This window comes from Vibrio sp. NH-7 (genome assembly GCF_053643215.1).
This window is the reverse complement of the sequence record NZ_CM132188.1, coordinates 1,543,913-1,569,016: the sequence shown is the minus strand read 5'-3', so window position 1 is coordinate 1,569,016 and position 25,104 is coordinate 1,543,913. Positions and strand designations below refer to the sequence as shown.

At 48.6% G+C, this 25,104-nt stretch carries 23 protein-coding genes; 14 read left to right on the top strand and 9 right to left on the bottom strand.

Annotation, left to right across the window (positions count from 1 at the left end; translation table 11 throughout):
• The first annotated feature begins 97 nt into the window (after window positions 1-97).
• Together ACUALS_RS21440 and ACUALS_RS21435 are read left to right on the top strand one after the other, a co-directional pair.
• Window positions 98-307, top strand: coding sequence for a DUF3283 family protein (locus ACUALS_RS21440; RefSeq protein ID WP_005469113.1), 210 nt, complete (start codon window positions 98-100; stop codon window positions 305-307).
• Between the two features lie 93 nt (window positions 308-400).
• Window positions 401-1,117, top strand: a complete 717-nt coding sequence (locus ACUALS_RS21435) for a YebC/PmpR family DNA-binding transcriptional regulator (protein ID WP_454449664.1) — start codon at window positions 401-403, stop codon at window positions 1,115-1,117.
• Window positions 1,118-1,159: 42 nt separating this feature from the next.
• Here ACUALS_RS21435 and ACUALS_RS21430 read toward each other — a convergent pair whose 3' ends face one another.
• Window positions 1,160-1,396 carry a DUF2798 domain-containing protein gene (locus ACUALS_RS21430; protein ID WP_039482051.1) on the bottom strand — a complete coding sequence of 79 codons (237 nt, stop codon included), beginning with the start codon at window positions 1,394-1,396 and terminating at the stop codon, window positions 1,160-1,162.
• Window positions 1,397-1,480: 84 nt separating this feature from the next.
• On the opposite strand from ACUALS_RS21430, the gene ACUALS_RS21425 reads away from it, so the two are divergent.
• Both ACUALS_RS21425 and ACUALS_RS21420 read left to right on the top strand, forming a co-directional pair.
• A complete protein-coding gene (locus ACUALS_RS21425) occupies window positions 1,481-2,377 on the top strand; it encodes a LysR family transcriptional regulator (protein ID WP_454449663.1) in 897 nt (298 codons plus the stop codon).
• 40 nt (window positions 2,378-2,417) lie between these two features.
• Window positions 2,418-3,158: an SDR family oxidoreductase gene (locus ACUALS_RS21420; RefSeq protein WP_038212246.1), complete on the top strand. Its 741-nt coding sequence runs from the start codon at window positions 2,418-2,420 to the stop codon at window positions 3,156-3,158.
• Window positions 3,159-3,230: 72 nt separating this feature from the next.
• Here ACUALS_RS21420 and gtfA read toward each other — a convergent pair whose 3' ends face one another.
• The 5 genes from gtfA to ACUALS_RS21395 all read right to left on the bottom strand — a co-directional run bounded on the left by gtfA (window position 3,231) and on the right by ACUALS_RS21395 (window position 9,523).
• Complete coding sequence (gene gtfA, locus ACUALS_RS21415; RefSeq protein WP_454449662.1) at window positions 3,231-4,712, bottom strand: sucrose phosphorylase; 1,482 nt, start codon at window positions 4,710-4,712, stop codon at window positions 3,231-3,233.
• 60 nt (window positions 4,713-4,772) lie between these two features.
• Window positions 4,773-5,864 carry an ABC transporter ATP-binding protein gene (locus ACUALS_RS21410; protein ID WP_039475348.1) on the bottom strand — a complete coding sequence of 364 codons (1,092 nt, stop codon included), beginning with the start codon at window positions 5,862-5,864 and terminating at the stop codon, window positions 4,773-4,775.
• Between the two features lie 28 nt (window positions 5,865-5,892).
• Window positions 5,893-7,074 carry a carbohydrate ABC transporter permease gene (locus tag ACUALS_RS21405; protein WP_454449661.1) on the bottom strand — a complete coding sequence of 394 codons (1,182 nt, stop codon included), beginning with the start codon at window positions 7,072-7,074 and terminating at the stop codon, window positions 5,893-5,895.
• Window positions 7,074-8,084: a carbohydrate ABC transporter permease gene (locus ACUALS_RS21400; RefSeq protein ID WP_454449660.1), complete on the bottom strand. Its 1,011-nt coding sequence runs from the start codon at window positions 8,082-8,084 to the stop codon at window positions 7,074-7,076. The genes ACUALS_RS21405 and ACUALS_RS21400 overlap by 1 nt, the downstream gene beginning before the upstream one ends.
• Before the next feature lie 86 nt (window positions 8,085-8,170).
• Window positions 8,171-9,523: an ABC transporter substrate-binding protein gene (locus ACUALS_RS21395; RefSeq protein WP_454449659.1), complete on the bottom strand. Its 1,353-nt coding sequence runs from the start codon at window positions 9,521-9,523 to the stop codon at window positions 8,171-8,173.
• Between the two features lie 330 nt (window positions 9,524-9,853).
• On the opposite strand from ACUALS_RS21395, the gene ACUALS_RS21390 reads away from it, so the two are divergent.
• Together ACUALS_RS21390 and ACUALS_RS21385 are read left to right on the top strand one after the other, a co-directional pair.
• Entirely contained in the window at window positions 9,854-10,885 is a 1,032-nt protein-coding gene (locus ACUALS_RS21390) for a LacI family DNA-binding transcriptional regulator (protein WP_454449658.1), read from the top strand.
• Between the two features lie 31 nt (window positions 10,886-10,916).
• Window positions 10,917-12,602, top strand: coding sequence for a glycoside hydrolase family 13 protein (locus ACUALS_RS21385; protein ID WP_454449657.1), 1,686 nt, complete (start codon window positions 10,917-10,919; stop codon window positions 12,600-12,602).
• 54 nt (window positions 12,603-12,656) lie between these two features.
• Here the strand turns inward: ACUALS_RS21385 and ACUALS_RS21380 are convergent, their stop codons facing one another.
• From ACUALS_RS21380 to ACUALS_RS21370, 3 genes are all read right to left on the bottom strand, one after another.
• Window positions 12,657-13,904 (bottom strand): protein kinase domain-containing protein, encoded by a 1,248-nt coding sequence (locus ACUALS_RS21380; protein ID WP_454449656.1) that lies wholly within the window; start codon window positions 13,902-13,904, stop codon window positions 12,657-12,659.
• Window positions 13,905-14,021: 117 nt separating this feature from the next.
• Window positions 14,022-14,396 carry a hypothetical protein gene (locus ACUALS_RS21375; protein ID WP_454449655.1) on the bottom strand — a complete coding sequence of 125 codons (375 nt, stop codon included), beginning with the start codon at window positions 14,394-14,396 and terminating at the stop codon, window positions 14,022-14,024.
• Window positions 14,397-14,405: 9 nt separating this feature from the next.
• Window positions 14,406-14,711 (bottom strand): monooxygenase, encoded by a 306-nt coding sequence (locus ACUALS_RS21370; RefSeq protein WP_038135636.1) that lies wholly within the window; start codon window positions 14,709-14,711, stop codon window positions 14,406-14,408.
• Window positions 14,712-14,842: 131 nt separating this feature from the next.
• On the opposite strand from ACUALS_RS21370, the gene ACUALS_RS21365 reads away from it, so the two are divergent.
• The 8 genes from ACUALS_RS21365 (at window position 14,843) to ACUALS_RS21330 (ending at window position 24,986) form a co-directional block, all read left to right on the top strand.
• Window positions 14,843-15,730 (top strand): LysR family transcriptional regulator, encoded by an 888-nt coding sequence (locus tag ACUALS_RS21365; protein ID WP_043886447.1) that lies wholly within the window; start codon window positions 14,843-14,845, stop codon window positions 15,728-15,730.
• A gap of 152 nt (window positions 15,731-15,882) precedes the next feature.
• Complete coding sequence (locus tag ACUALS_RS21360) at window positions 15,883-16,860, top strand: LacI family DNA-binding transcriptional regulator (protein WP_454449654.1); 978 nt, start codon at window positions 15,883-15,885, stop codon at window positions 16,858-16,860.
• A 163-nt stretch (window positions 16,861-17,023) separates the two neighbouring features.
• Window positions 17,024-18,262, top strand: a complete 1,239-nt coding sequence (locus tag ACUALS_RS21355) for a type 2 periplasmic-binding domain-containing protein (RefSeq protein ID WP_008074150.1) — start codon at window positions 17,024-17,026, stop codon at window positions 18,260-18,262.
• A gap of 11 nt (window positions 18,263-18,273) precedes the next feature.
• Entirely contained in the window at window positions 18,274-19,368 is a 1,095-nt protein-coding gene (locus tag ACUALS_RS21350) for a carbohydrate ABC transporter permease (protein WP_008074151.1), read from the top strand.
• Complete coding sequence (locus tag ACUALS_RS21345) at window positions 19,361-20,779, top strand: carbohydrate ABC transporter permease (RefSeq protein WP_390219012.1); 1,419 nt, start codon at window positions 19,361-19,363, stop codon at window positions 20,777-20,779. Before ACUALS_RS21350 ends, ACUALS_RS21345 begins: the two co-directional genes overlap by 8 nt.
• Window positions 20,780-20,797: 18 nt before the next feature.
• Window positions 20,798-23,140 (top strand): glycoside hydrolase family 65 protein, encoded by a 2,343-nt coding sequence (locus tag ACUALS_RS21340; RefSeq protein ID WP_454449653.1) that lies wholly within the window; start codon window positions 20,798-20,800, stop codon window positions 23,138-23,140.
• Complete coding sequence (gene pgmB, locus ACUALS_RS21335; RefSeq protein ID WP_454449652.1) at window positions 23,133-23,765, top strand: beta-phosphoglucomutase; 633 nt, start codon at window positions 23,133-23,135, stop codon at window positions 23,763-23,765. The genes ACUALS_RS21340 and pgmB overlap by 8 nt, the downstream gene beginning before the upstream one ends.
• Before the next feature lie 84 nt (window positions 23,766-23,849).
• Window positions 23,850-24,986, top strand: a complete 1,137-nt coding sequence (locus ACUALS_RS21330; RefSeq protein ID WP_454449651.1) for an ABC transporter ATP-binding protein — start codon at window positions 23,850-23,852, stop codon at window positions 24,984-24,986.
• The last annotated feature ends 118 nt before the right edge of the window (window positions 24,987-25,104 follow it).

Sequence of the window (25,104 nt, the reverse complement as noted above, 5' to 3'; positions counted from 1 at the left end):
TGATCTGATCCGCTTACAACCTACGATTGTTGCTCAACATTGGGCGTTGGTGTGGTATATTCCCACTCCATATTTTTACGGATACAGAGCGTTTTTTATGTCGATTAACCTTTCTAACCTTCCTGCCGAAGAGAAAAATAAGGTTGAGCTTGATAAGCAAGCGTCGTTTTTAGTTTGGAAGCTTCGTGAAGCGAAAGCTGTACCTGATGAAATCGATCAGGAAGCCGACAAAATTCGAGATGACAATGAACGAACGTTCTTTTTAGAATCCGTAGCCAAATATAAGCGAGTAATGGGTGTCGCCTAATGCGGGCCATTTCCTCTGCAAAGTGAGAAATTGAAAAGCTCTCGCTTTTTGCTAAAATCCTTCGCGTTAAATTGAATTAGAGAGAACATCCCGATGGGAAGAAGTTTTGAAGTGCGCAAAGCCTCTATGGCGAAAACAGCTGGCGCAAAAATTAAAGTTTATTCCAAATACGGTAAAGAAATTTACATGTGCGCGAAAAACGGTGGCTCAGACCCAGACATGAACTTGTCGCTAAAACACCTGATCGCAAAAGCTAAAAAAGACCAAGTTCCAGCACACGTTATCGATAAAGCAATCGACAAAGCAAACGGCGGTGGCGGCGAAGACTACGCACCAGCACGTTACGAAGGTTTTGGCCCTGGTGGCACTAGCGTGATCGTTGACTGTCTGACAGACAACGGCAACCGCACATTCCAAGACGTACGTCAGTGTTTCGTGAAAACGGGTGCGAAGATCGGTGTTGAAGGTTCTGTTTCTCACATGTTCGATCATCAAGCGGTATTCCAGTTCAAGGGCGATGACGATGAAATCATCCTAGAAACCCTGATGATGGAAGACGTTGACGTAACAGACGTAGAGCTTGAAGATGGCGTAGTCACGGTATTTGCTCCGCATACCGAGTTCTTCAAAACGAAGACGGCTCTAAACGGCGCATTCCCTGACTTGACGCTAGATGTTGAGGAAATCACGTTTGTTCCTCAAACGCACACGCCAGTCGCGGGTGAAGACGCAGAGAAGTTCCAGAAATTCCTAGATCTTCTTGATGACTGTGATGATGTTCAGCAGGTTTACCACAACGCTGAGCTGTAATTGCAGCGAGATTAAAAAACCGAGCCAGAGTGCTCGGTTTTTTTATGCCTGCGAAGTGGAGGTCGCTGCCGCAAGCCAAGTCGCAAGTTTGCGAACCTGGGGTAAAACCGTCAGGTTAAGCAGTAATGCGCAGGGCCAAGCCAGGGCGAAGCTTTGCATCCATATCGCTGGCCATTGGTCGCCAAACCCTAACTTATAGCCCGACAGTAGGCCAGACATGATCGCGGCCATGGTAAAGGAGGAGAGTAGGGCTGAGAGCCAAAACTGTTTTCGATTCATAGTTTGTCCTTTATTCGCTTGTCGTGAAGAGAGAAATAAGGATATAACTAGTCATTATTGAGAAAAATAAGCACATTTAGAACCATGAATTCCATATTTGGAAATATTGATGACCTTTACCTATTTTGCTGTGTGGTTGAAGAGGGCTCATTGCTTGCTGCGTCAAGAAAGCTGCAACTTCCTGTTTCGACCATGTCGCGTCGTTTATCTGCGCTAGAGTCACGTCTCAATACTCGCCTTCTTGAAAAGCAAGGACGGGAGCTTGTCGCCACTCAAAATGGTCAGCAAGCGTTTGAGTTGCTGCGCAGCGGTATGGAGTCCATTGAATCCAGTTTTGACCAACTCGTCTCAGACACCGAAGAGGTGTCGGGGTCAATTAAGTTAGCCTTGCCCCACAATTTTTATCGCGGATTTATCGCTGAGGTGGTCGAGCAGTTTTTAACCGACTACCCCAAAGTCACACTCGATTTAGTCCTTAGCCAAGAGCAAGCGGTTCCGCAGTCGGATCGAGATCTGTTGATGACGTTCGACGTAACGGGGCTTGATGAGATGATCGCTCGACCGCTCTTTACGGCAAAACACGCGTTTTTTGCTAGCCCAGAGTATTTGCAGAGCATTGGTCAGCCCTTAATGACCTTAGAACAGCTTCCTCAGCTTGATTGGATTAGCGTTGATCACATAGTGGATATTCCTGTCTATCAAGACGATACCTTAGTGGAAATGCTAAAGATTCATCCTAGGTTGATCGTTAATGACATTATTTCGGTTTGCGCGGCGGTGGAAAAAGGACTCGGCATTGCGTCATTGCCCTTTCGTCATGTCACAGAAGAGATGAATTTGACCCGGGTTCTGCCTCAGTATCATCGCAGCGACAGACAAGCGTATCTTGTTTACAAGCAGCGGCGCTATCAACCTAAGGCATTGACTTTATTCGTTGATGCTTTATTGGAAGGGGTTAAAAACAGAGCCAAGATCGGTTAGGTTTACAGTGTAAAGTCAGTTGAGCTCTTAAGGATAGAAGATGAGTAAAGTCGTGATTGTGACCGGTGGTGGACGAGGAATTGGAGCGGCGACTTGCGTGCTGCTCGCAAAGCAAAACTACAAGGTGTGTGTTAACTACCATTCTAATCAGCAACAAGCGCACCTGGTTGTCGATAAGATTGTGGAGCAAGGCGGCGAGGCGTTTGCCTATCAAGCGGATGTGAGTGACGAGAATCAAGTTCAAGCCATGTTTGTCGCAACTCGTCAGCGTTACGGCGGCGTGACGCATTTGGTTAACAATGCCGGGATTCTCTTTACTCAATCTGAACTGCGCAACATCGACGTTAAGCGATTTAAGCAAGTGCTCGACACCAATGTGATTGGCTGCTTTGTCTGCTGCAAAACCTTTATTAATCAGTTTGATCACGCTATCGAGCATGGGGCGATTGTGAATGTCTCGTCGGCAGCCTCTCGACTTGGTGCTCCTTTTGAATACGTCGATTACGCGGCATCAAAAGGAGCGATGGATTCGATGACCACAGGGCTATCGCTGGAGCTGGCTGGGCAGAATATCCGCGTGAATGGTGTGCGCCCGGGCTGTATCTATACCGACATGCACGCCGACGGAGGCGAGCCGGGAAGAGTTGACCGCCTTGGTCCCAACCTTCCTCTCAAGCGTGGTGGAACACCCGAAGAAGTCGCTAATGCCATTGCGTGGCTTCTCAGCGAAGAGGCATCGTATGTGACCGGCTCTTTTGTCGATTTAGCGGGTGGTCGCTAGCAAGCACATCTGCGTGACGTGTCTGACGCTCGGCAAGGGTGAACGAAGGGGCATCTTACCTGTTCGATTTGGTCAATCTGCCACATGGTTGGCCAGTTGGTGTAGGTCGAGCGCTTCTTCTTTATCGCCCATGCTGCTCGTTATCGACGCCTCTTGTGACGCCAAATCGACTGCCAAAGCTATCTGGCAATCTTGCTTGATCCAAGTCATGGTCAATGATGTGCCCCCTCCTGAAACTTCAAATTCACCATCGAAAGCGGGGTGACGATTGCGCAGTTTGATGAGTTCCATTAGCCCCTTCACCACGGGTTTTTGCTGTCGTGAATGGACCTCTTGCGGCGTTAAATAGGGGCGGTTGATGTCACGGCCGACTTGGGTTTTCTTTAGCAGTTCGACGTCGTTCTCCATGGCAAACAAACCCGCGTAATAGACTTGAGGGACGCCCGGGCTGAAGAACTGAATAGCTCGAGCGACTAGGTAGTGAAAGTCATTTCTTCCCAGTGCGTCGTAATAGCTGCAATTGACTTGATACAAGTCGAGATTGTTCGCTGCTGCGCCCGTCGCCAAACGACTTTGATCGCCACTATTGGTATGGATGGTTTCAACCAGACTATCAATTTGAGATGGCGTCAGTAGCCCTGACTTGTCGCCTTCGGGACCCGCATCAATAATGCCAATACCATCATGTGTATCCAACACGGTAAGGCAGTTTCGCGGCGCAATGCCCAGCCAATGAATCAGCGGATCGACATCGTTAGCGGACAGAGCATGCAATACCAGCGGCGGGAGGGCAAAGTCATAGACTCGATGAACCCGTTTCGCGACATCAATCTGCGTTTGATAGTGGCTATGAATCTCGGCGATGGTTTCCATGCCCAGTTGATTGGCCCGCTGAGATAGAGCATCAATGAAATCAAACGTCTCATCGAGCATAAAGCAGCTGCTATTTGCGCGTTTTATCGCGTAGCCAGCGGCGTCTAAGCGGATAATTTTCACCCCATTGTCAGCGAACAGTTGCAACACTTGCTCGAGATACGCTTTGCCCTCGGGGTGTTCCACATTGATGTCAATTTGGTTGTCGGTAAAGGTGGTCCAAAAGTTAACTTGCTGACCCGATTTGAGCGTTTTGGCGCTAAAACAGCGGTTGGGGCGGGGACGATAAATGGCCTCTGCTTGGCTATTAGTGATGCCGTCAGGGAAGATGTCTTGCTCTTTGAGAAACAGAGACCAATAGGCGGACTCCTCGCCATAGTTAAGCACATCGATAAACTGCGGAGACTGAGCCGACGCATGGTTGACGATAAGGTCTGCCATGATGTCACAGTGTTCACTGAGCGCTTTGACATCCGCCCAGTTGCCTAAGCGTGGGTCAACCAATTGATGGTCTATCGGATCAAACCCTGCATCGCTGCCGTCGATAGGATAAAAAAACGGCAGCAGATGAACGGCGGAAAAAAGGCCGTTCAACTCAGTGGTGAGTAGTGTATTCAATGCGGGTAAATCGGCGCCACTTAAGCGGTCAACGTAAGCGATCAACTGAACCTTATTTTGCATGATAGAACGTTCCTGTATCGAGTTCGCGAGAGAGCAGAAGCCAGATGGCAGAATCCACTATCACAAGTGTTTAAGAGAGAGACCATCTTGGTTGAAGAGGTGGATCTTCTCGACATCAGCTTTTAGATGGATTTGTTCCCCGCGATGGAAATCTAAGATCCCGGGTAACTTCGCTACTATGGCTTCCTCATGCCCCTCGGCGTTGATATGGAGCAAGGTGACTTCGCCCAGTGATTCTACAAACAGCACGGTTCCGGAGATGAGCGCTTCCTCTTGGTTTGCAACAAGGAAATCTTCTGGGCGAACGCCCAATTGAAGCTGGCTTCCTTTTAGCTCAGGGGCGGCGGCAATAGGAATATCGATGTGCAGACCGCTTTCGGCGCTCACTTTGCATTTATCGCCCGCCTCAATCAGCGTTGCGGCACTTAGGTTCATGGCTGGAGAGCCAATGAACTGAGCAACAAACACATTGGCTGGATTCGTGTAGAGCTCAAGCGGCGTACCGACTTGTTCGATTTTCCCCGCTGAGAGCACCACAATGCGATCGGCAAGCGTCATTGCCTCGACCTGATCATGGGTCACGTAGATCATGGTGGTTTGCTCAAGTTGCTCTTTCAGGTTGGCAATTTCAATGCGGGTTTGCACACGCAGCGCCGCATCTAGGTTGGAGAGTGGCTCATCAAATAGGAACACCTTGGGTTGGCGCACGATGGCACGTCCGATCGCCACACGCTGGCGCTGACCACCAGACAAAGCTTTGGGTAGCCGGTCGAGGTAGGGTTCAAGTTGCAGCATTCTGGCGGCTTCCATCACTCGCTCATGAATAGCTTCTTTTGATTCTTTGGCAATGCGCATGGCAAACGCCATATTGTCATACACCGTCATGTGCGGGTAGAGAGCATAGGTTTGAAACACCATCGCAATACCGCGCATAGCGGCGGGCAAATCGTTGACGCGGGCTTGTTCAATAAAGAGATCGCCAGAAGTGATTTCCTCTAGCCCCGCGATCATGCGCAATAGTGTCGATTTTCCACAGCCAGAAGGGCCGACAAACACAACAAATTCACCCTGGCGAATATCGAGGTCGATGCCGTGCAGAACTTGCGTGTCACCGTATGATTTGGTTACGTTGGTTAAAGCTAATCCTGTCATTTCATTATTCTCATCATTTGCAAACGGCTTATTTGACTGAGCCAGAAAGAAGCCCACGAACTAAGTAGCGTTGTAGGGTAAAAAAGACCGCTAACGGCACCGCAATAGAGACAAAGGCCGATGCGGTAAGGATTTCCCAGTTGCCGCCTCTAGAACCGAGTAGTTCACGCAATCGTGCGGTTAACACCATGTGTTCTTCGCCGGTACCGAGGAATACCGTAGCCACCAGCAGATCGTTCCAAACCCATAAGAATTGGAAAATGCCAAATGAGGCGAGGGCAGGAAAAGAGAGTGGCAGCACAATGCGCATAAAGATTTCAAAGTCGGTAGCCCCATCTACTTTCGCAGATTCAATGATCTCGCGTGGCAAACTGGAGATGTAATTGCGCAGCAGATAGATAGCTAAGGGTAAGCCGAAGCCAGTGTGGGCGAGCCAAATCCCTAGATAGGTTTTTGCCCCCACGCCAAAAAAGGCGCCGATATCGTTGTAGAGTCTTAATAGTGGAATCAATGACATCTGCAAAGGCACCACGAGTAAGCCAACCACTAACGCAATCAACAGGTTTCGACCAGGCATTTTCATCCAAGAGAGTGCGTAGGCCGCGTAAGCCGCAATCAATATCGGAATGATTGTGGCGGGTATGGTGACGGTTAGGGAGTTGATAAATGAGCGACCAATCCCTTCTGCGGTCAGCACTTCTTGATAGTTATCCAAGCCGAATTTGGGAGGCACAACAGCGGTAAAGAAAATTCGCTTGCCTCGCGAGCCAGTAAACGGCTCGGCTGAGGTCATCTGATATTGGCCGTTTTCTGCAACCGTGAGTGTGCCGTCATTTCGCATTTGCGCCACTTCGCCTGGTTGGTAACGGGTAGGTTCACGGGAAGAAAACCCAAACGCGCTGATGGTACTCGGCTTGCCATCTACCAGCAGTTGGCCTTGAAGAACATATCGATCCCCTTGTTTTACTTGCTTGTCTGGTGTCTCGGTACGCTCTACCAAGTTCTGCTGCGAACTGGTGAGAGATGTCCACCAACCGGAAATCGCCAATTGGTCTTTGTCGCGAAACGACGAAATAAAAAGACCCGCTGTGGGTAAGGTCCACAGCACCACAATCACAAACACCGAAAAGTGGACCAAAAGCGTCAGCGGTGAGCGCCTAAGTTTGCTCATGCTGAATGTTGCGTTACTCGCAGACGTTGAATCTGACATTAGCGATCCTCCATTTGCGCGCTTGCTTGGCGCATGTTCCAAACCATCACTGGGACAACGGCAACCATAATGATTACCGCAATGGCAGCTCCGCGTCCGAAATCACCGCCGCCTCGGAACATCCAGTCAAACATCATGTTCGCGAGAACTTGGGTGCTCCACTGGCCGTTGGTCATTGCCAAGACAATATCGAAAACTTTCAGTACCAAAATGGTGATGGTGGTCCACACCACGGCGATGGTGCCCCAAATCTGCGGAATAAGGATCTTGAAGAAGATTTGCACTCCACTCGCGCCATCAAGAACAGCGGCTTCTACTGTCTCTTCTGGGATGCCGCGCAGCGCAGCGGAGAGGATCACCATCGCAAAACCGGTTTGGATCCAAATTAAGATCACCATCAAGAAGAAGTTGTTCCAAAATGGGATCGTGATCCAGGCTTGAGCGGTGCCGCCAAACGCTTCAACTACGGCATTGAGAATACCGATTTGTTCTGATCCAGGAGCGCGATAGTCGTAGACAAATTTCCAAATGATGGATGCACCGATAAACGAGATTGCCATCGGCATAAAAATCAGACTTTTGGCGATATTGCCCCAGCTGACTTTGTCTGTCAGAGCGGCGATAACCAGACCGAAAAACGTCGACGCCGCAGGGACAACCAGCAACCAAAGTAAGTTGTTAAACAGCGATTCGCGAAATTCAGGGTCGTTAAAGAGCCATAGGTAATTGGCGAGGCCGACAAATTGGTCGCCGTTTCTGTCGTGCAGAGACAGCACTATCGACTCAAATACCGGATACACCAGATACAAACCAAGAAAGCTCAAGGCAGGGCCAAGAAACAACCAAGGCCGAATGGATGCGGCACGTCGCAAGTTGTGAGCCATGGTTTGATTGGAGACGTTTTTGGTTGGAAAGATCACACTCAGTAACCAGTTGGTGCCCAAAAAGTAGACCACGCAACTGGCAACGCCCAACGCCATGATAAAGAGTGAGGAGTAAAGCTGTTCCATTGCTATTTCACCTATCGCTGTCGAATTGGTTCTCGAGGCAACAGAAAGCCGATAGAGCAGTGCCTATCGGCTTTCGACGTGGGAGGTTACTTCAACGCATCCCAAGTGGTTTGAACGTCGTTAGCAACGTCTTGGGCAGATTTACCACCACTGTAGTCCACCATGCCTGTCCAGAAGGCGCCTGCGCCAATTTTGCCCGGCATCAGATCAGAGCCATCGAAGCGGAAGGTTGTCGCTTGCAGCAATATCTCACCCTGTTTTCTTAGCGTTTCATTGCCATAGGCATCCACGTTTGCTCCTTTATGTGGCGTTAAGAAGCCTGATTGCGCCATCCAAATTTCATGGGCGATTGGGGATTGCAAGAATTCCATAAAGGCGCGCGCTGCAGGTGAATCTTTAGTGATGCTCCACATGGTACCAGCGCCGAGTACTGGCTTACCTAACGGTTTCGATTCGTAGGCAGGGAAGTAGAAGAAATCAACGTCTGCACCTAGCTGAGTTCCTTCAGGGAAGAAGCTCGGAATAAAGGAAGCTTGGCGATGCATGTAACATTTGACCGGAGAGGTGAACAATCCTTTTGGTGAATCGCGGAAGTCGGTTGCAGCAACTGCGCGAGCGCCGCCATCAACAAAGGCATCGTTGCGTACAAACCAACCGAATTCTTCGATCGCATTGACCACTTTGGCATCGTTAAACTTGAGCTCGTTGGTGACCCATTTGTCGTAGTCCGCTGGCGATTGAGTGCGCAGCATCATATCTTCTACCCAGTCTGTTGCCGGCCAACCTGTTGCACCGCCCGAGCCTAAACCAACACACCAAGGGGTTTCGCCATCTTTGACGATTTGCTCCGTCAACGCTTTTAGCTCTTCCATGGTTTCAGGGACTTCGTAGCCCGCATCCTCAAAGTTTTCAGGGACGTACCAAACCAGCGATTTCAAATCGACCTTGTAGAAAAATCCATACAGCGCGTCTTTGCCATCTTTACCGGCAAAGGTCCCCAAATCGACCCATGAAGAACCGGCGGCATAGTTATCATTGAGCCATGTTGCTGTCTTTGGCTCTAGGGGGGTCAAGAAGCCTTTAGAAGCGAGATCGGCAGCCAAGCCTGGCTGAGGGAAAATCGCAATATTCGGCGCACTGCCTGCTTGAACATCGATGGCGATTTGTTGCTCAAACGAGTCTGAACCAGAGTAGTTGACTGTGGCGCCTGTCGCGGCTTCAAAGTAAGCAATCACGCTTTCAACTAACTCTTTGTCTTGAGTAAGCCAAGGACCAAAGATGGTGATGGTTTGACCTTTCAGATCTTGACTCTTCAAAGCCTCGTAGCTTTGCCAATTGAAGCGAGCGTCCTCGCCGGGAGTATATTTTAAATCAGCAGCGATGGTAGGGAAGGACAGCACCGCGACAGCAATCGAACTAGCAAGTAGAGTGGTTTTCATTGGTTAGACTCCGTGTTCAGATACCTAATTAACGTTTCTTGTTATCAAACCGAACTTTGTTGAGATGACCGTTTATGGTGGTTATCTCTTAATCGATTAAGTTATCACTAAACAAAATAGAAGCACTTCCAGAGATTGCTTGTTTTTTAGCCTTATGTTGTGCTTTTGATCATATTTACTGCTGTTATTTTGAACAAAAGTTGATCGGGTTCAAAGTTGATCAGTTTGCTTCTCTGCTTCGAGTACTGGTTTTTACTTAATCGTTTTAGACTTTAAAAAAATTGAGGCTACCTTTGCCTCCAGAACAAGACGTTTGGACTTCGCCCTATCATGCAAAATAAAAAGCCGACACTTAAAACCGTAGCTGAGTATCTCGGGGTTTCCACCGCGACGGTGTCGAATGCCTTTAACCGACCAAACCAGCTCTCTAAATCGCTGCGAGAGAGGATTCTCTCAGAGTGCGAAAACCTCGGTTACAGCGGACCAAGCATCACTGCGCGCAGCCTTCGTACTGGCAAAACAGGGGTGATTGGGCTGCTATTGGCTGACAATCTTGCATTCAACTTTACCGATCCTGTTGCGACGGAGTTTCTTGCGGGGATTTCTCAATTGCTTGACCAAGAGCACGTCAACATGTTGATGCTGCCGTCCAATACAGAGAATTATCAGAACACTCAAGTCGAGACGATTCCAGATAGTTTTATTGTGTACGGCAAACCGATGGACGCCAACGTCATGAACTTGATTACGCGTCAGCGCAAACCTTTAGTGACGGTCGATTTTTGTTGGCCAGACATTCCCTCGATTAACGTTGATAACGAACAAGCCTGTTATGACATCGCAAGCCACGCTATTCACAGCCCTGATGACCATATCTTGATCCTCGGTTTGCGCTTGGAATCGACCAATGCACTAGCACTGGCCAATTTAGACAACCTGTACACAGAGGAAGAATCGGTGTCGAGATGCCGCTTTGAAGGCTACAAACGGGCGATTCACGACAAGGGGGCGACGCTTGATGTGGATAATGTGTGGCAAATCCACGAGCTTGAGAAACCGGTTCTAAAAACCATGTTGCGAGGAGCGTTGACCTCACCGCAGCGTCCCCAAGTGCTGTTGTGTATGAGTGACAAGATTGCTCTCGCAGCCCTTGAGGTGACCCAAGAGCTAGGCTTAATCGTTCCAGATGAGATTCGTATTGTCGGATTTGATGATATTCCTGTTGCAGAGTCAGCCGGATTAACCACGGTCAGACAGCCGATTATGCATAAAGGGCAGCTTGCCGCCCAAATGGCGATGGGACACATCCCATATCAAACCATGGTACTCGACACCGAGTTGATGATTCGACGTACCAGCTAGGCCTGTATAACCCGTTAAAGGAGCAACGATCATGAATACGCAGCAACTCGATAAGCGCTGGTGGCACAATTCGGTTGTCTACCAAATTTACCCGCGAAGCTTCAATGATGCGAATGGCGATGGGATCGGTGATATTCCAGGCATCATCGACAAACTCGACTACATTGCGGAGCTGGGTGCCAATGTCATTTGGTTGAGTCCTGTGTATCAATCGCCGATGGACGACAACGGCTATGACATCTCCGACTATCAGAAAATTGCTCCTGAATTTGGCACCATGGCCGATATGGATAGGCTGATCGCTGAAGCGGACAAGCGCGGTATCAAGATTGTGATGGATTTGGTGGTCAACCATACCTCAGACGAACACCCTTGGTTTATTGAATCACGCAGCAGCAAAGATAGCCCCAAACGGGATTGGTATATTTGGAAAGACCCTAAACCCGATGGCAGTGAGCCAAACAACTGGGAGTCTTTTTTCAAACCTAAAGCTTGGACGCTTGATGAGAACACCGGGCAGTATTACCTGCATTTGTTCAGCAACAAGCAGCCTGATCTCAATTGGGCGAATCCAGAAGTGCGTGAAGCCGTCTACGACATGATGCATTTCTGGCTGAAAAAAGGATTGGGTGGCTTTCGTATGGATGTCATCAACATGATTGGCAAACCCTCCGATTACCCCGATGCGACGATCTTCGATCAAGGGGTTGCAGGGTGGGAGCATTGGTCCAATAACTTGTTGGTTCACCAATACCTGCGTGAAATGCACGACAAAGTCCTCAAACATTATGATGTGTTAACCGTGGGAGAAACGCCTTTCACCACCACCCTAGATGGGCTTTATTACTCGCATCCTGATCGCAATGAAATCAGCATGATATTCCAGTTCGAGCACGTCAGTATCGATAGGGAAGAGCACAATGCGGTGAAAAAACCGTTCGATTTGGTTCAATACAAAGAGATCATGACTCGCTGGCAAGAAGACTTGTACCAAAAAGGCTGGAATAGTCTCTATTGGAGCAACCACGATCAGCCTCGCACGGTTTCGCGCTATGGATGTGACTCTGCAAAATACCGCGTGGTGAGTGCGAAAATGCTCGGCACGGTACTGCATATGATGAGTGGTACGCCGTACATCTACCAAGGTGAAGAGATTGGTATGACCAACAAGCACTTTGACTCTATTGACGAGTTCAATGACTTGATGGCGAAATTCCACTATCAAAAAATGCGTGACAGAGGGGTAAGTGATGTGGATGCGCTGGCCTTTTTGAACGATTTTTCACGCGATCACGCTCGAGTCCCTGTGCAGTGGAACGATCAATTAAACGCTGGCTTCACCTCGGGGACGCCGTGGCTGCCCGTCAATGACAACTATCCAGAGATCAACGCGGAACAGGCGGTTAAGGACGAAGACTCGATTTATCATCACTACCGCCGCTTGATTGCTTTACGCCAAGGAGAGCAGTACGGTGACGTGATTGTGTATGGCGAGCATCAATTACTGGACCCGCAAGACAGTGAAGTCTACGCCTACATCCGCAGCCATCAAGGTAAATCACTGCTGACCATTGCAAACTTTAGTGGCAACAGTGTAGTGAGAAGTTATTCCGGCAGTGTCAAACAGCAAGTGATCAACAATTACCCAGAGACTGTTGAGAGCCTAACGGAGATGGCATTAAAGCCTTACCAAGCTTTGGTGATTGAACTGGCATAACCAAAAAGAGCCACCTTGCGAGGTGGCTCTTTACAGTGTAAAGCGTGAGGAGGATTAGGCGATCAATTTTGTGAGCTTTCGCAGTGATTGATACGCCGCCGTTTGCTGCTCTTTTGCTTGGCAAACTGAAAGTAGGTCATCAATAAAATGGCTTAGCGCTCTGGCCTCCACTTTTCTTACCCCTCTTTGCTGCGTTTCTGTTAGGTAGTCATAAACCGACGCCGCACCAAAATCGCCGAAAATCATCTCACACTCTTGATTGATTAATACGTTGTGGGCATAGAGATCGCCATGGCACACCTTGTTGTCGTGCATGTGATTGAACACGTCCACCATTTGATCGACGATCTTCTCAATTTGTCTGACCGACAAGCGAAACTCTGGTTTGAACACATCGCGAGTGCAAGTTTCCAGTGTGGGTGGCAAACCAAGGTTGACGTAGTTATCAGGGATTAGTTTCATCACCAAAGCAAGAGATTCAGCGTCATCCACCAAACCGATCGACGCCACTAAATTGTCATGCGAACCCGTTTGTAGGCAGGCTTGTAACTCATCTTGTGGGTAGCCGTCGCTCGTGACTTCGCCTTTAAATACTTTGACAGCGACTTGGTCAGGAAAATCGTAACGGCGATCCAGCCAATCGGCGTGCGAGATCACACCAGAAGCGCCCTGACCTAACACATGGTTGAGTCGGTAAGCGTCAGGCGAGACTCGCGGAACCGTGGCGGTTGTCACGGCTCGCTCACAGAACGGGTTGCCAGCAAACGCCATCCACGCCAGTTTAGGCAGGGTCAACAAGACATCAGGGAAGTGGGTGAGCTGATTGGCGGACAGTCTCACCAGTTCAAGGTTTTCTAGCTGATCAAAACTGGTGGGCAATACCTTGATCATGTTTCCAGCAAGCGCCAGTTTTTGCAGGCGAGGTCGATGACCGAGTGCTTCTGGAAGTTGCTCAATTTGGTTGTCGGTCAAAATCAGCCAACGTAGCTGCAGAGGCAGTGCATCGCCTGATACGCGGGCGATCTTGTTACTTTTGAAGCCAACCATCTCAAGCTGTTTGCAACGTCCGAGCACCAAAGGTAAATGCGTAAAACGGTTTTGGGAGGCGAAAAAAATAGTCAGTTTAGGCAGTTCGGCTAACCAGTCAGGGAGGTCGGTCAGTAAGTTGTTTGATACGTCTAAGATTTCGAGTGAATCGGCCAAAGAGAGGATCTCGTCGGGTAGCTCAGTAAGCTGCTCTGAGAGTTTAAGCCGATGTATGCCGCGTAACTCGCCGCGTTTGAGTTGTTCTACTGTATGCAAACTGACTGCCTATAAGTGCTCGTGAATAGGAAAAGAGCGCGTATTCTACGCAGGTTGGATACAAAAGGCGAGGTGTGCCTATCTGCGCTTAGTCACAGGCGCAAATAGGCGTTGGAATTATGATTGCTTGATTAGCTGTCTATAGCTAAGCAAAGACAACAGAGCGAAGAAGGCTGGATCGCTCCAACCGAAGCCGACAAAGATCCCTGTCAATCCAGCATAGCCAGTTATTACGACACCAAGCAGGTTGGTGACAAGCAGTGCTTTGAGTAGCTGTTGCATTGTCTCTTTGTGCTCAATTGTTCTTAGAAACAGGCTTGCTGCCGCTACACCACCGAGAAAGATAGTTGTGTGCTGAGACAGAAAGTAAGCGTACTTATCGTTAATCTCTACACCATACATTGGCCACATCATGGTCGGCAGAAAAAACAGTGCGAATGCAAACACAGTGTAGATGCTGCCATGTACGGTTAAAAACAGTCTATTGGTCATAGCGGTTCCTTACAGGCCAACTGGCCCACGATTGATTTCAGTCAGTGGCTGATTGATGTCAAAAATAACGCCACGCACTTCTGCGACTCCCATTTCTTTTAGCCGAGCGGCATGCATGTCTAGGTAATTTTGTGCGCTGATCTCATCTTGGAAAAGATAGATACCCCCACCTCGCTTTTCAGATTCGTTTTCTGTCCAGATTTTCCACATCATGCCGGGTTCTTGATTAATTGACTCCGCTAGACCTACCAATGCGCGAGACATCTCTTCGCCCATAGGGCCATGATATTCAAAATCGACTTGCAGTAATTTCATCTTAGTTTCTCCAATTGTTGTCTGTTGTGAACGCGTATTGCTGTTCGATGGAGATATTGTTGTCTATATAAATTAAACAGAAAAGTTCATAATATTGCGCTTTAATGTCTAAAAAACTGACAGGTTGTGTAATGAGGTTGAAAAGTACACTTGAGCAATGGGTTACGCTGAAGGAAGTGGATAGGGCGGGCAGTATTCAAGCCGCAGCTTCGGCTTTAAACAAAAGTCATACCACTCTGATTTACTCGATCAAAAAGCTTGAAGACCAACTGGGCGTTAAGCTGGTGGAGGTGAAGGGAAGACGCGCCACAGTGACTGAGCATGGCCGTTCACTGCTTAGAAGAGCGAGCAGTATGCTTGAACAGGCCAGAGAGCTAGAAGACTTAAGCCAACAAATTTCAGCGGGTGTCGAGTCAGAGATTACCGTCGCGATGGATCACCTCTGCGACCCGAGCCTGCTCTATCAACCGATGGCAGAGTATCTTAGTCAAAACAGTACCACCTCCATTCAAGTTGTAGAGACTTCGCTTTCTAAAACGGCAGAAATGGTGACCAGCGAGCAAGCGGATATTGCAATAATTACTTTGCCGGTGACTAACTATCCTGCCGAAGCTTTTTCGATGACGAGTATGTTGCCCGTTGTCTCAAGTAAGCACCCACTCGCAAGTCAAAGTCAGGTTTGTATGTCGGATTTTGCCACTCATTGCCAAGTTGTCATTCGCGATCTGGGGGCGACTCAGGTTGAGAACAAAGAGCAAAATGTCGGCTGGTTAAAGGCGAATCAGCGGATTACCGTTGATAATTTTGATCATGCATTTCGGGCGGTGGAGCAAGGTGTCGGGTTTTGCCGCTTGCCAGAGCACATCATCAAGTCAAGAAACACAGGCCAGTTAAAGGTGCTTAAAGTCGAGCACAATGAAAAGTATCAAGTGCCGCTGCATATCACCCTTCCGAAGGGAGCCAAAACGGGCCCTGCAGCCCTTTGCTTTTATGATTTCTTACGGAAAACGGCCCAATGAGTGTGTTGCGAGAGTGAGAAAGTTAACTGAACGAACGAAAAATTAACGAATTTGGTTGACGACAATCCTAATTTACGTAAATGAGAGTTGAGTTTTTCTTTTCTTACTAGATAATAAACGTAAATTTTACGTTTTGCGGTAGGAGAGCGCGAGTGAGTGCACCAAAAACTGACGCGGAACTAAAGAAAGCAACTATACATGAAGCAGCAAAAGTCGCTGGTGTTTCAATTGCTTCCGTTAGTCGAGCCTTAAATAACAAGCCTGGTATTAGCGAGAAAACCAGAAAGAAAATTCTCGATATCTGTAAAGACCTTGGTTATGTTCCAAGCACGTCGGCCCGTGAACTAAGCGGCAGTCATAAGAACACGATTGCGATCTCACTGGGTCCCCATGACTTTTACGCTTCTCGATATCTAGGAATGCTATGGCCTTCACTGTCGGCGGCAATTAAAAACTCAGGCCGAAACTTATTACCCGTGAGCTTTGGTGAAGTGGATTTAGAGCAGGTTGGCGGCGCTGTGTTACTCGGTATTACAACCGATGATGAGCGCATTAAAACTTGCCAGCAGTTAGATCTTCCTTTTGTTTGTATTGGCATGAGTGAAGGCTCGTTTTGGGTGGCACCGGATGATTTCAATGGTGGTCGTGAAGCAACGCAACACCTTGTAGATAAAGGCTTAACGGACATTTGCTTTGTGACTCCAACCACTTATGGTGATGGCTATCAGTTCCGTCATCAAGGCTATATGTCGGTGATGGCCAGCAATGCCTTACCTGTTCGAGAGTTACGTACTGGCGCTGATCCTTTAGGAGAAATCGCTGCTTATCGTTACTTCATGAATATTGATAAAAAGCAGCTTGAGGGCTATCAAGGCTTTGTTTGTGAGTGTGACGAAACGGCGCTTGGTGTTATCGCCGCTCTAAAAGATAGAGGGTATGAGCTTCCTCAGGATTTCTCCGTTGTAGGTTACGATGGTTTGCCGGGTATTTCTAAAGATTTAACCACCATAGTGCAAGATACCGATAAGATTGCTGCACGCGTCGCATCTATGCTTGAGCAAGCCATTTTACGTGAACAGCCCGTGGGTTCGGTGGTTGCGGTAAGCTTAAAATTGGGCAAAACAACGTAAAAAACGATCATATAATTAACAATAACCTCAAAAAGCATGACTTCTGTCATGCTTTTTTTGTTTCTCCACGTCATAAAAGCGTAATGTGATCAACTTAACGTAAGCGCTTACGTAAATTTCGCATAATACCCTCAGATTTTGAAATGAAGGAATTGAGGGCAACATGAAAAAAACAATATTGGCAGTATCCCTACTTGCTGCCGGCCTATCTACTCAGGCTGTTGCAAAGACCGAAGTAACCATTGCTGGCTGGGGCGGGAACGACGTTGTCGTCCTGAACAAACTGGTCAATGACGTACTGGCGGATGATTTCGCAAAAGCTGGCTTAGAGGTTAAGTACCAAGCGGTAGAAGGTGACTTCTCTCAATTTATTACCAATTCCCTATCCGCTGGTACTGCGCCGGATGCGTTTTACGTTGACGTAGTATTTGCCAATACCTTGGTGAAGTCAGGCAAAGTTGCAGCAAACAACACCGAACTGAATGATTTATCACAGACGCTTATTCCAAGTTTGAACGCCGCATTCACACTCAATGGTCAGCAGTACGGTGTTGCGAAAGACTTCAATACGATCGCTCTACAGTTTAACAAAGATATTTTTGATGACGCCGAAGTTGCTTACCCAACTAATCAGGACTCTTGGCAGGATTTACGTAAAAAGCTTCTGGATGTGAAAGAGGCCTTGGCTGATGAAGTATCGGGAATCTGCGTTATGCCGGATTACGCTCGCTTTGCACCGTTCGCGTTAGCAACAGGTTGGAAGCCGTTCAACGAACAAGGGAAGACGGTACTGGATGACAACTTTGCTCGTGCATTTAACTTCTATACTGGTCTAGTGACAGAAGACAAAGTCGGCATTCTGGCAACGGATTTAGGCCAAGGCTGGGGTGGCGGTTGCTTCGGAACCGAAGAGACGGCGGTGGCCCTGGAAGGCAACTGGATTAGCGGTTATCTGCGTGATAAAGCGCCAAACCTGCCTTATGGCACGACCTTAATGCCTAAAGATCCCGTTAGTGGTGAGCGTGGCAATCTGCTGTTTACTGTTGCATGGGGCGTAAACGCAGATGGTAAAAATGTTGCGGCTACGCAAAAAGCGGTCGAAATCCTAACTAGCCAAAAAGCTCAAGAATGGGTTCTGGATTCGGGCCTAGCGTTACCTAGCCGTGAGGCGCTCGGGAAATCGGATTTCTTCGCTCAGAAAACTTCTGAAAGTGAGTTATCTAAGCAGGTATTTGATGGCGCCCTGGAAGGCAACGTTGAGCCCTTTGCATTTGGCGATTATGGCACAGCATGGATGACTCCGATTAATGAAGCATTGAACTCTGTTTTACTTGGCCAGATGACGCAAAAAGAAGCGCTCAAAATGGCACAAGAAAAATACGATGCGTTGATGGCTAAGTAACGGAGCGAGTGATGAACTCTTTACGTTTACGCCAACAAGTCTACGGATGGCTCCTTGCTGGGCCATTTGTACTCACTTTGGTGGTGTTTTTCCTTTATGCATTAGTGCGAACGGTTTACTTCAGTTTTACTGAGTACGACCTGTTCAGTGATGCCATCTGGGTTGGTTTGGCTAACTTTAAAGCGCTATTAACTGACGATCTCTTTCTTCTTTCGTTGGCTAACACCGTCTGGTTTTCTCTGATTGTGACCTGTGTACAAACCGTGTTAGCGCTTGGCTTAGCGATTTTGGTGAACTCTAAAATTCGTGCGAAAAGCTTTTTTAGAACGGCGTTTTACTTGCCAAGTATCTTATCGAGTGCGGCTGTCACTTTGATCTTCATTTGGTTCTACCAAAAGAACGGTTATCTGAACGGCTTTGTCACCGATGTCGTGAACCACTACCCACACTTGAGCTGCTTTGTTCTTGTCGCTGTCGCAACTCAGTTTGTATTGGTAACGAAAGACCGTTTGAAAGGCTTACCGGTTGGCTGGTTGGATCCTGCGTGGGGCATTCTTTCTTTCATCGTTGCGGGTGTGGCGACATTTGTGGCTAGCGCTATGGGCTGGGTTGAAGTCACTAATCAAGTTGTAGAAGTGAACTGGCTAAACACCCGTGATCATGTCGGGCCAATGCCTCTAACGCTTTGGGCAATCGTGATTCAGAACATTTACACCACCATCCCGACTTTCATGTTGCTATTCCTAGCAGGCTTGCAAGGCATTCCTGGAGAGCTTTACGAAGCGGCGCACATTGATGGTGCGAACAAGTGGCAACAGCACTGGAACATTACGATTCCTCAGTTAGCACCAGTGACGTTCGTCGTCGTGACTTTCTCCATCATCGGTACGCTACAAATGTTTGACCAAGTGGCACTGCTTGGCTCAGCAGCACCGCTTGAATCACGCATTACGCTGGCTTACTACGTTTACCACAATGCGTTCCCACCAGGTGGCACGCCACAAATCGGCATGGCAAGCGCAGCAGCACTGGTATTGGCGTTCATTACTTTGGCAGTGGTGTATCTGCAGAAAATCTTTGGTGTAAAGGAGAAAGCAGATGGCTAACCCGATGTCAGCAATGAATCACCAAGATGCTAAACCAATGGCATCAATGGAAGAGATTTCCAAGTTTCAAGCGCGTCGCCGTTGGGCGAAAGTGGCTTGGGTTTACAGTGCTTTGCTACTGGTTGCGACTGTCATGCTAGGTACTTTCGTGGTGGCTTTCTTAGCGAGTTTGAAAGATGACCCATTAGAGCAGCCATTTAAGTTCAATTTTGCTCAGGTTCAACCCAGTAACTGGGGCGCGGCTTACCAACTCGGTAAAGAAGGTAACGATGCGCCAATGTTCGGTGGATTTGCACCGGGTGCAGAAGTGAACTTCACCGTCACTTACGCGGTGGAAGATGGTAAAGAGCTGACAGTCCCTGAGATTGAAGTGCCACGCCGTCGTCCAGGTACAGGCATGGCTGCGGCTATCGTGACCGACTTTGCTGCCGATTACGCGCAAGTCAGCGAGCCAGTGCTGGTAGACACTAACGACAAGGTGACGTTTGTAGAAAAGCGTGGTCGTCGCGAGCTGACCAAACAAGGCCACAGCCAAACGTGGGCATTTTCCATTAAGTATCAAGGGCAAGGTCCTGAGATTGCAACGCTGCCACTAACGGTAGAAGCGCCGCGCGGCCAAGTGCTGATTGATAGCACGCTAGCACCAAGCAAGATGGAGCGTCGTGGTCGTGTCGCGGCATGGGATAACGCCGCGCCGGGTGTGATTGGCTACGTGTTTAAGTCTTACGTTCGCGTGTACACCGAGTCGGTGAGCCTAGATACAGGTAAGAGCTTGTTCATGAGCTGGACCATCAACTCGTTCTTCATCGCGATTGGTAAGGTGCTGCTGACCCTGTTCTTTGCATGTACAGCGGGTTATGCCTTAGCTCGATTGAAGTTCACTGGTGCGCGTGCTGTGTTCGCTTTCATGTTGTTCAGCATGATGATTCCGGGCCAAGTAACGTTCATCTCTAACTACTTAATTTATAAAGATATCGGCTTATTGAATACACCATGGGCGGTCATCACCGCGGTCGTTGCTTCGGGTCAGGTTCTGATTATGAAACAGTTCTTCGAGAACATTCCGAAAGAACTGGAAGAAGCCGCAATTGTAGATGGCGCAAGCCCGGCTGTGATTCTTTGGAAGGTATTTATGCCACTGGCTAAGCCAGCCATCTTGTCGGTCACCATCCTTGGTTTCCAAGGTGCTTGGAACGACTTCTTCTGGCCGCTTGTGGTCATTAACAGCCCAGCTGATGCGTTCACGCTTCCTGTTGGTCTATTGAGTTTACGTAACGCTTATGGCGTAGCAGGTGACTGGAACCTGATCTTGGCGGGGGCTTTCCTGTCAACAATCCCAGTACTGATTGTATTTATGGTTTTCCAACGTTACTTCGTGGGTAACGACATTTCTTCCGCTGTTAAAGGTTAAATTTCGGGGATATTTAAGATGTTTATGAACTACAACGCTGGTCAAGGCGAACTTAAAAACTGGATCGTTGAAGAGACGGCGTTTGACTCAGCTTTCCAAGGTAAATGTGAAGTAGTAATGAGCCAAGGAAATGGCTACATGGGCGCGCGTAGTGCAACGGAAGAAAAATACGTGGGACAGGTTCGCAACCTTTTCGTTGCGGGAACTTACAATAAGTTTGATGCAGACGAAGTCACCGAGCTGCCAAACTCTGCAGACATGAGCGCGATTGAAATCTTCATCGATGGTCGCCGTTTCCACCTAGAAACCGGTGAAGTGAGCAACTACTCTCGTCGCCTAAACGTGAAAAACGGTGAGCTAATCCGTGAATTCACATGGACAAATAACGAAGGTAAGAGCTTTGAGATGCGTTTCCGTCGCTTCTTCTCGCAAGCCAACCTTCACCTAATGGCATTTGACGTTCAAGTAAAAGCGCTGAACAGCGATGCGAAAATCGAAATCCGCTCTGGTGTGGATGCGCAGCTTTCTAACTCAGGTGCCCAGCATTTCCACGAAGGCGAAAAGCGTATCTACGACAAGCGTTTTATCGAGCTTCTACAACACACAACAGAGAGCAAAGTAGACTTTGTATTCCTAACGTCTCACCGCTACCTTGTGGATGGTCAGGAAACTGAAATTGACCCAGGTCTGCAAATGGACCGTCGTAAAGTATGGCTAAACATTAACTACGACTTGAAAGCGGGTGAAACGTTCGGCACAGAAAAAGTCGGTGTGGTGCATACCTCTCGCGACAAGCAATTCGATGTGGAAGGTTACGAGCTTCAGGCGCTGCGTGACCACGCTCTGACGAACCTAAAAACTAATGCTGACCGCAGCTTTGATGAGCTCCTAGAAGAGAGCGCTGCAGAGTGGGACAAGCGTTGGGCTGGCATGAACATCACCATCGGTGGTAGCGACTTCGACCAACTTGCGATTCGTTTTGCTCAATACCAACTGAACATCTTTACGCCAATGCATGACTCTCGTTTCGGTATCGGCGCGAAAGGTCTCTCTGGCGAAGGCTACAAAGGCCACTCGTTCTGGGATACAGAAGTCTTCATGCTTCCGTTCTTCATCTACACGATGCCTGAGGTCGCTCGCAGCCTACTTGAATACCGCTTCAAGACACTAGACGGCGCTCGTAAGAAAGCGAAAGACAACGGCTACATTGGTGCACAGTTCCCATGGGAGTCGGCTTTAACGGGTGAAGAGGTCACGCCTGTATGGGGTGCAGTAGACATCATCACGGGTAAGTCGACCAAGATTTGGTCTGGCTTTATAGAGCAGCACATCACGTGTGACATCACTTACGCATTGTGGCAGTACTACCAAATCACTGGCGATCAGAAGTTCATGGACGACATGGGCTACGAGATCATGTTCGACACAGCAACGTTCTGGACAAGTCGTTTAGAGTGGCTTGAAGACCGCAACATGTGGGGTATCTGCAACGTAATCGGCCCTGATGAGTACAAAGAGCACATCGACAACAACGCCTTCACCAACTACATGGCGGTAGAGAACATCAAACTGGCGATTCGCTACTTTGAAGATCTAGAAACGTCGAACCCAGAGCTACTGGCTAAGCTGTCTGACAAGCTAAATCTAGTGGAAGCGCGCAAGATGTGGCTAGAGCGAGTAGACAACATCTACCTACCTCAGCCACGCGCGGAAGATAAGGTTATCCCACAGGATGACACTTACCTACAGAAAGAAATCATCGACTTGACTAAGTACAAAGAGCAGCCATTCGTTGGTGGTCTGTTCCAAGACTACAACCTAGAACAGGTTAACGAGATGCAGGTGTCTAAGCAGGCCGACATCATGGTGTTGTTCCTTCAGCAAGAAGATAAGTTCGACCTAGAAACCAAGCTAGCAAACTGGAACTACTACGAGCCGAAGACGCTGCACGATTCATCGCTAAGCTTGTCTACGCACTCGGTATTGGCGTCAGATGTGGGTAACCCAGAGCTGTCTTACGACCTGTTCCAACAAGCGGCGTCTATCGACATTGGTCAGAACATGAAGAGTTCGGATCACGGTATTCATGCGGCGTCTATCGGCGGCATGTGGCAGTGTGTGGTTTACGGTTTCGGCGGTGTTCGTATGCTTGGTGGCAACCTGCGTATCAACCCTAACCTTCCTAAAGAGTGGGATAGCCTGAACTTCCCAATCTACTGGAAAGGTGAGCGCCTCGAAGTGACCGTTGACCAAGAGCAAGTTCGCATCGAGCGTCCGGAGTTCAACGGCCAAGCGTTAAACATCGAAGTGGCGGGTGAGCCACGTGTTATCGATTCAACAGAGGTGACGTTCAATGTGTAAGGCATTCATTTTCGACCTAGATGGCGTTATCACGGATACGGCTGAGCTGCACTACCAAGCGTGGCAGCGTATGGCGAACGAAGAAGGTTACTACTTCGACCGTGAAATCAATGAGCAGCTACGTGGCGTGTCTCGTCAAGCGTCTCTGAATATTATCTTGAACGGTAAAGAGATCAGCGAAGAGAAGTTTGCTGAGCTGATGGAGCGCAAGAACGATTACTACGTGGATTTGTTGAATACGATTTCTGCGAAAGACGTTCTACCGGGTATTGAGCAGTTCCTACTTGAGCTAAACGCACGTGGCATCAAAGTAGCACTGGCATCAGCAAGTAAGAATGCTCGTCCTATCTTGCATCGTCTTGGCTTAACGCCGCTGTTTGATGCCATTGGCGACGGTTGGTCAGTCAACCGCTCTAAACCTGCGCCAGACGTGTTCATTCATGCGGCAGGTCAAGTGGGCGTAAACGCTGACGAGTGCATCGTGGTTGAAGATGCCGAAGCAGGTGTGGACGCAGCAAAAGAAGCGGGTATGCGTGTAATCGGTATTGGGCCTAACGACCGTGTTGGTCATGCAACATGGCGTTTCGAAGATACCGCGCATATGAAGTTGGCAGAGATACTGTAATTTGCACTGAGAGTAACCAAAGGGGCAGCTTGCCTGCCCCAATTGCGCCCCAACCGGCGATTGAAATTAAATGTAGGTAGCACAATGGCACGCTTAGAACTGAAGAATATCAATAAAATTTACCCAGACGGTGCGCACATCATCAAAGACGCCAATCTTGTTATCGAAGATGGTGAGTTCACCGTTTTCGTTGGTCCATCTGGTTGTGGTAAGTCGACCATGTTGCGGATGGTTGCGGGATTAGAAGAGATTTCTTCAGGCGAAATGTGCTTAGACGGCGAAGTCGTCAACAACCTGTCACCTACCGATCGTGGGATTGGCATGGTTTTCCAATCCTACGCACTCTACCCACACATGACGGTAGAAGAGAACATCGCATTTGGTCTAAAACTCGCTAAAAAACTGAGTGCCGATGAGATCAAAAAAGCCGTAAAAGATGTCGGCGACATGCTTGAACTGACAAGCCTGATGAAGCAAAAGCCAAGTCAGCTTTCAGGTGGTCAGCGTCAGCGTGTGGCGATCGGGCGGGCGATTGTTCGCAATCCCAAGCTGTTCTTACTGGATGAACCGCTCTCAAACTTAGACGCATCTTTACGTGTTCGTATGCGCTTGCAGTTGGCGGAGTATCATCAAAAACTCAAATCCACCGTGATTTACGTGACGCACGACCAAGTTGAAGCGATGACTTTGGCAGACAAAATTGTCGTGTTACGAGATGGTGCGATTGAGCAGGTTGGCTCTCCGCTTGATCTGTACTACTTCCCGAAAACGCTTTTTGTCGCTGGTTTTATAGGCTCGCCAAAAATGAACTTGTTACCAGCGACCTTAGTTTCTGCCACGGAAGACAAAGCCCAAGTTGAAGTGGGTGATTACACCTTCGAAGCTGAAGTGAATGCGCAAGGCGCTACACAAGGCGCATTGATGACATTGGGTATTCGACCAGAAGACATTCACCTTGATGAAAAAGGGGTCGGTGTCATTGTTGAAGGGTTAGAGCGCCTAGGCACGGAATCGCTACTTTACACAACGCTTGTGCGCGGCGGTCAAGAGGTGTTGGTACGCGTACCAGGTACCGTGCATGTCGAAGTCGGTCAGCGTTTGAACATCCGTATCCCCGCTGAAAAATGTCACCTATTTAACAGCAAAGGTAAAGCCTACGAGCGCGGCCATACCCTTGATGACTTAATTACGCTGCCACCTCAGGTGCAGCAAGCGAGTTAACCGCTCTCACTCTTAATACTAACAATAATAAAAAAGCCCACCATGAGGCGGGCTTAAGGATTACTGCGCTCAAAATTCGGGTTGCAGCCCGTTTGAGCGTGACATTAACGCCTGTTGC

Bases quoted from the DNA above. Each gene is read 5' to 3' on its own strand.
- ACUALS_RS21435 (WP_454449664.1), top strand. From the start codon at position 401: ATGGGAAGAAGTTTTGAAGTGCGCAAAGCCTCTATGGCGAAAACAGCT.
- pgmB (WP_454449652.1), top strand. From the start codon at position 23,133: ATGTGTAAGGCATTCATTTTCGACCTAGATGGCGTTATCACGGATACG.
- ACUALS_RS21330 (WP_454449651.1), top strand. From the start codon at position 23,850: ATGGCACGCTTAGAACTGAAGAATATCAATAAAATTTACCCAGACGGT.
- ACUALS_RS21400 (WP_454449660.1), bottom strand. From the start codon at position 8,084: ATGGAACAGCTTTACTCCTCACTCTTTATCATGGCGTTGGGCGTTGCC.
- ACUALS_RS21410 (WP_039475348.1), bottom strand. From the start codon at position 5,864: ATGACAGGATTAGCTTTAACCAACGTAACCAAATCATACGGTGACACG.
- ACUALS_RS21350 (WP_008074151.1), top strand. From the start codon at position 18,274: ATGAACTCTTTACGTTTACGCCAACAAGTCTACGGATGGCTCCTTGCT.
- ACUALS_RS21430 (WP_039482051.1), bottom strand. From the start codon at position 1,396: ATGAATCGAAAACAGTTTTGGCTCTCAGCCCTACTCTCCTCCTTTACC.
- ACUALS_RS21395 (WP_454449659.1), bottom strand. From the start codon at position 9,523: ATGAAAACCACTCTACTTGCTAGTTCGATTGCTGTCGCGGTGCTGTCC.
- ACUALS_RS21370 (WP_038135636.1), bottom strand. From the start codon at position 14,711: ATGAAATTACTGCAAGTCGATTTTGAATATCATGGCCCTATGGGCGAA.
- ACUALS_RS21420 (WP_038212246.1), top strand. From the start codon at position 2,418: ATGAGTAAAGTCGTGATTGTGACCGGTGGTGGACGAGGAATTGGAGCG.
- ACUALS_RS21355 (WP_008074150.1), top strand. From the start codon at position 17,024: ATGAAAAAAACAATATTGGCAGTATCCCTACTTGCTGCCGGCCTATCT.
- ACUALS_RS21375 (WP_454449655.1), bottom strand. From the start codon at position 14,396: ATGACCAATAGACTGTTTTTAACCGTACATGGCAGCATCTACACTGTG.
- ACUALS_RS21340 (WP_454449653.1), top strand. From the start codon at position 20,798: ATGTTTATGAACTACAACGCTGGTCAAGGCGAACTTAAAAACTGGATC.
- ACUALS_RS21390 (WP_454449658.1), top strand. From the start codon at position 9,854: ATGCAAAATAAAAAGCCGACACTTAAAACCGTAGCTGAGTATCTCGGG.
- ACUALS_RS21425 (WP_454449663.1), top strand. From the start codon at position 1,481: ATGAATTCCATATTTGGAAATATTGATGACCTTTACCTATTTTGCTGT.
- ACUALS_RS21405 (WP_454449661.1), bottom strand. From the start codon at position 7,074: ATGTCAGATTCAACGTCTGCGAGTAACGCAACATTCAGCATGAGCAAA.
- ACUALS_RS21385 (WP_454449657.1), top strand. From the start codon at position 10,917: ATGAATACGCAGCAACTCGATAAGCGCTGGTGGCACAATTCGGTTGTC.
- ACUALS_RS21440 (WP_005469113.1), top strand. From the start codon at position 98: ATGTCGATTAACCTTTCTAACCTTCCTGCCGAAGAGAAAAATAAGGTT.
- ACUALS_RS21365 (WP_043886447.1), top strand. From the start codon at position 14,843: ATGAGGTTGAAAAGTACACTTGAGCAATGGGTTACGCTGAAGGAAGTG.
- gtfA (WP_454449662.1), bottom strand. From the start codon at position 4,712: ATGCAAAATAAGGTTCAGTTGATCGCTTACGTTGACCGCTTAAGTGGC.
- ACUALS_RS21345 (WP_390219012.1), top strand. From the start codon at position 19,361: ATGGCTAACCCGATGTCAGCAATGAATCACCAAGATGCTAAACCAATG.